The 8282-nt window shown below is 66.8% G+C and carries 7 protein-coding genes; 2 read left to right on the top strand and 5 right to left on the bottom strand.

Annotation, left to right across the window (positions count from 1 at the left end):
* Window positions 1-66: 66 nt before the first annotated feature.
* The 4 genes from A9W95_RS17865 to A9W95_RS17850 form a co-directional block, all read right to left on the bottom strand.
* Complete coding sequence (locus tag A9W95_RS17865; RefSeq protein WP_067415567.1) at window positions 67-1230, bottom strand: cystathionine gamma-synthase; 1164 nt, start codon at window positions 1228-1230, stop codon at window positions 67-69.
* A 61-nt stretch (window positions 1231-1291) separates the two neighbouring features.
* Complete coding sequence (locus A9W95_RS17860; protein WP_067415564.1) at window positions 1292-1972, bottom strand: RDD family protein; 681 nt, start codon at window positions 1970-1972, stop codon at window positions 1292-1294.
* A 78-nt stretch (window positions 1973-2050) separates the two neighbouring features.
* Window positions 2051-3445: a cystathionine beta-synthase gene (locus A9W95_RS17855; RefSeq protein ID WP_067415561.1), complete on the bottom strand. Its 1395-nt coding sequence runs from the start codon at window positions 3443-3445 to the stop codon at window positions 2051-2053.
* Window positions 3446-3492: 47 nt separating this feature from the next.
* Window positions 3493-4560: an alpha/beta hydrolase gene (locus tag A9W95_RS17850; RefSeq protein WP_067415585.1), complete on the bottom strand. Its 1068-nt coding sequence runs from the start codon at window positions 4558-4560 to the stop codon at window positions 3493-3495.
* 244 nt (window positions 4561-4804) lie between these two features.
* On the opposite strand from A9W95_RS17850, the gene A9W95_RS17845 reads away from it, so the two are divergent.
* Both A9W95_RS17845 and A9W95_RS17840 read left to right on the top strand, forming a co-directional pair.
* Entirely contained in the window at window positions 4805-5764 is a 960-nt protein-coding gene (locus A9W95_RS17845) for an SGNH/GDSL hydrolase family protein (protein WP_156746264.1), read from the top strand.
* A gap of 84 nt (window positions 5765-5848) precedes the next feature.
* Window positions 5849-7066 (top strand): acetyl-CoA C-acetyltransferase, encoded by a 1218-nt coding sequence (locus A9W95_RS17840; RefSeq protein ID WP_067415557.1) that lies wholly within the window; start codon window positions 5849-5851, stop codon window positions 7064-7066.
* A 174-nt stretch (window positions 7067-7240) separates the two neighbouring features.
* Here the strand turns inward: A9W95_RS17840 and A9W95_RS17835 are convergent, their stop codons facing one another.
* A complete protein-coding gene (locus A9W95_RS17835; RefSeq protein ID WP_067415554.1) occupies window positions 7241-8071 on the bottom strand; it encodes a Bax inhibitor-1/YccA family protein in 831 nt (276 codons plus the stop codon).
* Window positions 8072-8282: the final 211 nt, after the last annotated feature.

Raw genomic sequence — 8282 nt, 5'->3', positions numbered from 1 at the left:
AAGTATCGCACGCTATCCGCGTGTCTCGTGCGATTTTGCGTCTGCTCGCGCAAGGAGGGGCGGCCGTTAGGCCAGTGCCTGTTCGAGGTCGGCGAGCAAATCGGCGACGTCCTCGATTCCCACCGACAACCGCACCAGGTCGTCGGGCACCTCTAGTTGGGAGCCGGCCGTCGACGCGTGCGTCATCGCACTCGGATGCTCGATCAGCGACTCCACTCCCCCCAGCGACTCGGCCAGGATGAACAATTGCGTTCTGGCGCACAGCTTTTCGGCGGCGCTGCGGCCGTCGCGCATGCGCACCGACACCATGCCACCGAAGCTGCTCATCTGCCGCGCGGCCACCTCGTGGCCGGGGTGCGCGGGCAGGCCCGGATACAGCACCGCGCTCACCGCGGAGTGTCCGTCCAGGAATTCCGCTACTGCTAAAGCGTTTTCGCTGTGCCGCTGCATGCGCAGCACCAGGGTCTTCAGACCGCGCAGGGTCAGGTAGGCGTCGAACGGGCCGGGCACCGCGCCGGCCCCGTTCTGCAGAAACGCGAACGCCTGGTCGAGCTCTTCGTCGTTGGTCACCAGCGCCCCGCCCACCACGTCGGAGTGACCGCCGATGTATTTGGTGGTGGAGTGCAACACGATGTCAGCGCCCAGTGTCAGCGGCCGCTGCACAGCGGGTGAGGCAAACGTGTTGTCCACCAACACCTTCGCCGCATTCTCAGCGCCGATCTGGGCGATGCCGGCGATATCGGCGATAGACAGCAGCGGATTGGTCGGGGTTTCCACCCAGATCAACCGGGTGCTGGGGGTCAACGCGGCGCGTACCGCGTCCAGATCGGCGAGCGCCACGGCGGTGTAACCGACCCCCCACTGGGTGAACACCTTGTCGATCAACCGGAAGGTGCCGCCGTAGGCGTCGTCGGGAATGACCACATGGTCGCCGGGCCGCAGCAACGCCCGCAAGGCACAATCGGTGGCCCCCATCCCGGAACTGAACGCGCGCCCGAAACGGCCTTCTTCCACCGCCGCCAGCGCGGTCTCCAGCGCGGCGCGGGTGGGGTTGCCGGTGCGCGCGTATTCGTAGCCGCCGCGCAACCCGCCCACACCGTCCTGGGCGAAGGTGCTGCTGGCATAGATGGGTGCGTTCACCGCGCCGGTGGCCGGGTCCGGGCGGAAACCGGCATGGATGGCTCGGGTTGTCAGTCCGGTGAACTGCTCGATGTGGTCTGAGGCGCTCATCGGATTCAGCCTAATAGCGAAAGCCGCCCTGGCCGCGAGTGCACGGCCGGGGCGGCTTTGCTCACAGCGGCAAGCAGACCGTCGTCATGATCTTGTCCGCCAGGGTTTGCCGTTTGGCGTCCCACAGCGGGAACAGGAACCCGACGTAACAGATGATCGCGTCGACGATGTGGGCCAGTTGACGCACCACGGACATGGCGAAGCCCAGCGGTTCGCCGGTGGTCTCGCTGACCACTTTGAACTTCAGCACCGATTTGCCGATGCTCGAGCCCGTCGTGCCCTGGCGGTAGCCGTAATTCCACACCAGGTAGGCCAGCCCGACCAGCGTCAACAGCCACTGCGCCAACTGGCCGATCACCGACGGTTGGGGACTGCAGTACTGGCTGACTTCATAGGGGCCGACGGACGTCACGCAGCTCGACACCTGCGTGGCCAGCATGATCCCGTAGCCGATGCCCACCAAGGCGGCGTAGGGGGCCAAGTCGATCAAGGCCGCCAGCACCCGGCTGAGCCACGGTGTGTAGGACTCCGTCGGCAAGCTGCGGATGGCCGGTCCGGGCGGCGGCGGCGCGTATCCGCCCGCCGACGGTGGGGGCGGCGGGTAGGAACCCCCGGGCGGCGGAGGCGGCGGCGGAACCGAACCGCCGCTAGGAGAAAAGGGCGGCGACGACGACCCACTCGCGCCAGACGGAGGCTGGGGCGGTGGCGGGTAAGACCCGCCGGGCGGCGGCTGATCGGTCATGAGCAACCTTTCAATCAGGGTTAGCTGAACCAAGCCGCATTACAGTACCGAAGGCCGCGAACCGCGTCACCCGTCCCGCTACCGGCGCCGCGGCGCCTCGGACAGGAAGCCCAACAAGTCATACCGCGTGATGACGCCGACCGGTTTTCCTTCTTCGACGACCATCAACGCGTCCCAGTCGGCCAACGCCTTGCCGGCCGCACTGACCAACTCCCCCGCACCGATCATCGGCAGCGGCGGGCTCATGTGTTGGGACACCGCGTCGGCCAGCTTGGCGCGACCCTCGAAAACCGCGGAGAGCAACTCGCGTTCCGACACGCTGCCGGCGACCTCGCCGGCCATCACCGGCGGCTCGGCGCCCACGACCGGCATCTGCGACACCCCGTACTCGCGCAGGATGCCGATGGCGTCGCGCACCGTTTCGGCGGGATGGGTGTGCACCAGGTCGGGCAGAGCTCCGGACTTGCGGCGCAACACATCTCCCACCGTCGACTGCTCGGTGGTGCCGTCCAGCCGGGTGCGCAGGAATCCGTAGGACGACATCCACGCGTCGTTGAAGATCTTGGACATGTAGCCGCGCCCGCCGTCGGGTAGCAGCACGACGACCACCGCGTCGGGCCCGGCCTCCTCGGCCACCTTGATCGCGGCCACCACCGCCATTCCGCACGACCCGCCGACCAGCATGGCCTCCTCGCGGGCCAGCCGCCGGGTCATCTCGAACGAGTCGGAGTCGGACACCGCGATGATCTCGTCGGGCACCGCTGGGTCGTAGGCCGCCGGCCAGAAGTCCTCCCCCACCCCTTCGACCAGGTAGGGGCGGCCGGTGCCGCCGGAGTACACCGAGCCTTCGGGGTCGGCACCGATGATGCGCACCGCCCCGTTGGAGACCTCTTTGAGGTAGCGCCCGGCACCGGTGATGGTGCCGCCGGTGCCGATGCCGGCGACGAAGTGGGTGACCTTGCCGTCGGTGTCGGCCCAGATTTCCGGGCCGGTGCTGGCGTAGTGGCTGGCCGGTCCTTGCGGGTTGGCGTACTGGTCGGGTTTCCAGGCGCCCTCGATTTCGGTGACCAGCCGGTCAGACACGCTGTAGTAGCTGTCCGGGTCGGTGGGCGGCACCGCTGTAGGGCACACCACGACTTCGGCGCCGTAGGCGCGCAACACGTTTCGTTTGTCCTCGCTGACCTTGTCCGGGCAGACGAACACGCACTTGTAGCCGCGCCGCTGGGCAACCAGAGCCAGTCCGACGCCGGTGTTGCCGGAGGTGGGCTCGACGATGGTGCCGCCGGGCCTGAGTTGGCCGCTGGCTTCGGCGGCTTCGATCATCCGCTCGGCGATGCGGTCCTTGGAGCTGCCGCCCGGGTTGAGGTACTCGACTTTCGCCGCGACGATGCCGGCGCCGTCGGGTACGACGGAGGTCAGCCGAACCAGGGGCGTGCCGCCGATGAGGTCACTGATGTGCTGCGCGATCCGCATGAGTTCATCGTCTCAGGCGATATCAAGCGCCGCACACCCGCTCGTGCCTAACCGGTGGCCTCGCGGACGTACTCACCGATCTGACGCAAGGACCGGATGGCTTCGGGCAACATCGGCGCGGCGACCTGAAAGTCGTGCACCTGCCCCGGCCAGACCCGCACCTCGGCCGGCACACCGGCTGCGGCCAGCTTGCGGGCGGCCAACTGAGCGTCGTGCAACAGAACCTCGGACCCGGACACGTGGATCAGCGTTCGAGGCAACCCAGGCCGGATGTGTTCCAACGGCTCGTAAATCTTTTCCGGTTCGCCGTTCACCGTGTTTTTCGCGGCGGCGCTGGCAACTAATTCGCCGAGCGCGTCGAACGCGCGTGCGGAAAACATGGCGTCGCATTTTATGTTGGGATGCGCCTGCTTGTCTTCCTTTGCCAGCTGCAATAGCGGTGAGATTGCCACCAGCGCGGCCGGCTCCTCACCCAAATCCTGCAGCCGCTGCGCCAGCGCCAACGCCAGGTAGCCGCCGGCGGAGTCACCGGCCAGCACGATTTGCTCCGGGTCGTAACCGACGTCTCGCAGCCAGCGGTAGCCGTCGTGGCAGTCGTCGAGGGCCATGCCGATCGAGTGCTTGGGCATCAGCCGGTAGTTGACCACCAGAACCGGTGCGTCAGCAAACTTTGAGAGCAACTCGACGAGTCGGCCGTGCGAGTTTGCTCCGCAGGTCAGGAACGCACCGCCGTGCAAGTACAGGATCACCCTTCGCGTGCCGTCGGCGGGGAGCACGCCCGCCGCGCGAACCAGCTGGGCCGACGCGTGTGACAACTTCACCGTGGCCCGCACGCCGCTGGTGGCGGGCAGCAGGACTTTGGCGGCGTGATCGATCAGGCCCCACGGATAGGGCAGATGCGGAACGTAGCTGCCGACCGACAGAACCGGCCGAATGGTGAACCGTGACGCCAAAGTGGCTAATCGCGCAGCGACACTCGGGCCAGACTCGACGACCTCGACTGGGGCGCCGTCACTGATGGCGAATCTGCGCGTCTCGAGTCTACGAGCCTTCAGCGCGTCGCGCGGACGAATGGCAACTCTGGGCGAGCCGGATACCTTACTGGGTGCGGTCATGCTCAACACTTCCTACGCCGTTGTAGTCCGATACAGCATGTGACGAAGTGGCTGAGCGTTCAGTTCACCCGTCACACCGAAGTGTTCAGCCAACCTCGCGAACTTAGCTTGACAGTCCTATTGCGTTTCAACGTTCGAAGAATCCGTTTCGATACCACATTTGATCCACACCGTAACTCCTTTGTTCTTCAGCTACCCACGAAATGAAAACAACCGTCCTAAACTGTTTCTTGTGAGCATGCGCGTGCCACGGCGTTCAACGATCGCCCTGGCCACAGCGGGTGCACTCGCCTCGACGGGCACGGCCTATCTGGGCGCACGCAACCTGCTGGTGGGCCAGGCGACGCACACGCGCACCGTCATCCCGAGAGCGTGGGACGTTCCGCCCCGCGCCGACGGCGTCTACCGCCCCGGCGGCGGCCCAGTACAGCGGTGGTTACGCGGCATGCCGTTCGATCTGCATCTGATGATCTTCGGCGACTCGACAGCCACCGGGTACGGATGCCTGAGCGCCGAGGAAGTGCCCGGCGTGCTGCTGGCCCGCCGGCTTGCCGAGCTGGCCGGCATCCGGGTCCGGTTGAGCACCAAGGCCATCGTGGGTGCCACGTCCAAAGGTCTTGTCGGTCAAGTCGATGCGATGTTCGTGGCCGGGCCGCCGCCCGACGCGGCGGTGATCATGGTCGGCGCCAACGACATCACCGCGCTCAACGGCATCGGGCCGTCCGCGCAACGGCTGGGCTCGGTGGTGCGCAGGCTGCGTACGCACGGCGCGGTGGTGGTGGTGGGCACCTGCCCGGACCTGGGCGTCATCACCGCCATTCCACAACCGCTGCGGTCGCTGGCGCACACTCGCGGCATGCAGCTCGCCCGAGCACAGACGGCCGCCGTCAAGGCCGCCGGTGGGTTGCCGGTACCGATGGCGAACCTGCTGGCGCCCAAGTTCCGGGCGATGCCCGAGGCGATGTTCTCCGCCGACCAGTACCATCCCTCACCCGCGGCATACGCGCTGGCGGCCGAGGTGTTGCTGCCCCCGCTGCGCGACGCCCTGAGCGAGAAGCTCGGTATCCCGATGCAGGAGAACGTTTCTCAGCCGAGCTCGACGGTTCTCGACGTCGCCCACACGCGCCGCATCGTGGTGCCGCGGCTGTGGCGACGCCCGGCCGGTCCGATGCCCGCACCCATCGAGGCACCGGCCAGCGGGTGAGGACTAGATTTATCAGCGTCTAGTCCACGCCGGGCCCCGGTGATCCAGTTCTGAGGCGAGCCCGCACCCAATGGAGGAGCCGTCATGCCCGAAGCCGTCATCGTCTCGACTGCCCGCTCACCGATCGGCCGCGCCATGAAGGGGTCGCTGGTGAACATGCGGCCCGACGATCTGGCCGCTCAGATGGTGCGGGCCGCGCTGGACAAGGTGCCCGCGCTGAACCCGCATCAGATCGACGACCTGATCCTGGGCTGCGGCCAGCCGGGTGGTGAATCCGGCTTCAACCTGGCCCGCGTGGTCGCCGTCGAACTCGGCTACGACTTCCTGCCCGGCACCACCGTCAACCGGTACTGCTCGTCGTCGCTGCAGACCACCCGGATGGCCTTCCACGCGATCAAGGCGGGGGAAGGCGACGCGTTCATCTCCGCGGGTGTGGAGACGGTGTCGCGGTTCGGGAAGGGCACCTCCGACTCGTGGCCGGACACCAAGAATCAGGTGTTCGACGAGGCGCAGGAACGCTCGACTTCCGCGGCGACCGGCGCAGACGAATGGCACGACCCGCGCGCCGACGGCAACCTGCCCGACGTCTACATCGCGATGGGTCAGACCGCCGAGAACGTCGCCCTGCTCACCGGCATCAGCCGCGAAGACCAGGACCACTGGGGCGTGCGCAGCCAGAACCGGGCCGAAGAGGCGATCAACAACGGCTTCTTCGAGCGGGAGATCACCCCGGTCACGCTGCCCGACGGCAACACCGTCAGCAAGGACGACGGTCCGCGCGCCGGCACCACCTACGAGAAGATCGCCGACCTCAAGCCGGTGTTCCGCCCCAACGGGACGGTGACCGCGGGCAACGCCTGCCCGCTCAACGACGGCGCCGCCGCGGTAATCGTCACCAGCGACACCAAAGCCAAGGAGCTGGGCCTGACGCCGCTGGCCCGCATCGTGTCCACCGGGGTCAGCGGCCTGTCTCCGGAGATCATGGGTCTGGGGCCCATCGAAGCCACCAAGAAGGCGCTGGCCCGCGCCGGCATGTCGGTCGGCGACATCGACCTGTTCGAGATCAACGAGGCGTTCGCGGTGCAGGTGCTGGGTTCGGCACGCGAGCTGGGCATCGACGAGGACAAGCTGAACGTCTCCGGTGGCGCGATCGCGCTGGGTCACCCGTTTGGCATGACCGGGGCCCGCATCCTGACCACGCTGCTCAACAATCTGCAGACCCACGACAAGACGTTCGGCTTGGAGACCATGTGCGTCGGCGGTGGCCAAGGCATGGCGATGGTGGTCGAGCGGCTCAGCTAACGCCTGATCCGCGGGTCGACTGTGCGCTATGGGCTCTCAGTGAGCGCCTAGGGCGACGACACGCCGCTGCGGGCCGCCCTCAACGCACACTCGACGCGGAATAGGGCATAAGTGGGGCATAAAGGAAAGCCGGCACGCTGAACAGCGTGCCGGCTTTGCCCGTCAGGAGTGGCGCTAGTCGTTCTGCAGGTAGCTGAGCAGCCGCAGGATCTCGAGGTAGAGCCAGACCAGCGTGACGGTCAGGCCCAGCGCGATGCCCCATGCCGCCTTCTCCGGTGCGCCCGCGCGAATCATCTGGTCGGCTGCGTCGAAGTCGATCAGGAAGCTGAACGCGGCGATCCCGATGCAGACCAGCGAGAAGATGATGCCCAGCGGGCCGGGGCTGCGCAGGCCGAGGCCCTCACCGCCGCCGACGTGGAACATGGCCAGCACGAAGTTGCCAAGCATCAGCACCAGCACGCCGAACATGGCGGCCACCAGCATGCGGGTGAACCGCGGGGTGACGCGGATGGCTCCGGTCTTGTAGACGACCAGCATGCCGAAGAACACGCCCAGCGTGCCCAGGACGGCCTCGCCGATCAGTGCGCCCGCGTTCGCCGAGCCCACCGTGAAGTTGGCCAACACGAAGGACACCGCACCGAGGAACAGCCCTTCCAGGGCGGCGTAGCTCAGCACGATCGCCGGGTTGTCCTGCTTGCGGCCGAACGTGGCGATCAGCACCAGCACCAGGCCGCCCAGCGCGCCGACCAGGGTCAGCGGCATGGCCAGGCCGATGTTCTGCGCGACCAGGAAGTAGGACACGACCGCGGTTGCCGTCAACGCGGCCAGCGTCACGCCGGTCTTGGTGACGACGTCGTCGATGGTCAGTGGCCGGGAGGCCTTGGCCTCCTGGTAGGGGGCGTAGGGGTTGTAGCCCTGCATTTGGGCTGGTCCAGCGCCGAATTGGGCATATCCGCCCTGCTGCTTAGGCAGTGACCGGAATACCGGGTTGCTTGTCTCCCGCACCGTCGGATCCTCTCTTGGGAATGTGGTTCGAGGTGTGCGAACTAACTACTCAACGATCAGCCGCCCGCCTATGGTTCCCGAACAAGCTGGGGTCTCCGGGCATCTCAGAAGTCTTATACCGTCGTCTGGATCACGATAAACCTTAGCCCCGCGGGTACCACAGAGCGAGTCACGATTTAGATTGCAGGTCAAACTCATGGCCAGCTTGACG

Source organism: Mycobacterium sp. 1423905.2 (assembly GCF_001673155.1).
Lineage (GTDB): Bacteria > Actinomycetota > Actinomycetes > Mycobacteriales > Mycobacteriaceae > Mycobacterium.
The sequence above is the reverse complement of the archived record's forward strand: the minus strand, read 5'-3'. Positions and strand labels throughout refer to the sequence as shown.

Coding starts and splice junctions, on each gene's coding strand:
- A9W95_RS17850 (WP_067415585.1), bottom strand. CDS start 4,560: ATGACCGCACCCAGTAAGGTATCCGGCTCGCCCAGAGTTGCCATTCGT.
- A9W95_RS17865 (WP_067415567.1), bottom strand. CDS start 1,230: ATGAGCGCCTCAGACCACATCGAGCAGTTCACCGGACTGACAACCCGA.
- A9W95_RS17860 (WP_067415564.1), bottom strand. CDS start 1,972: ATGACCGATCAGCCGCCGCCCGGCGGGTCTTACCCGCCACCGCCCCAG.
- A9W95_RS17855 (WP_067415561.1), bottom strand. CDS start 3,445: ATGCGGATCGCGCAGCACATCAGTGACCTCATCGGCGGCACGCCCCTG.
- A9W95_RS17840 (WP_067415557.1), top strand. CDS start 5,849: ATGCCCGAAGCCGTCATCGTCTCGACTGCCCGCTCACCGATCGGCCGC.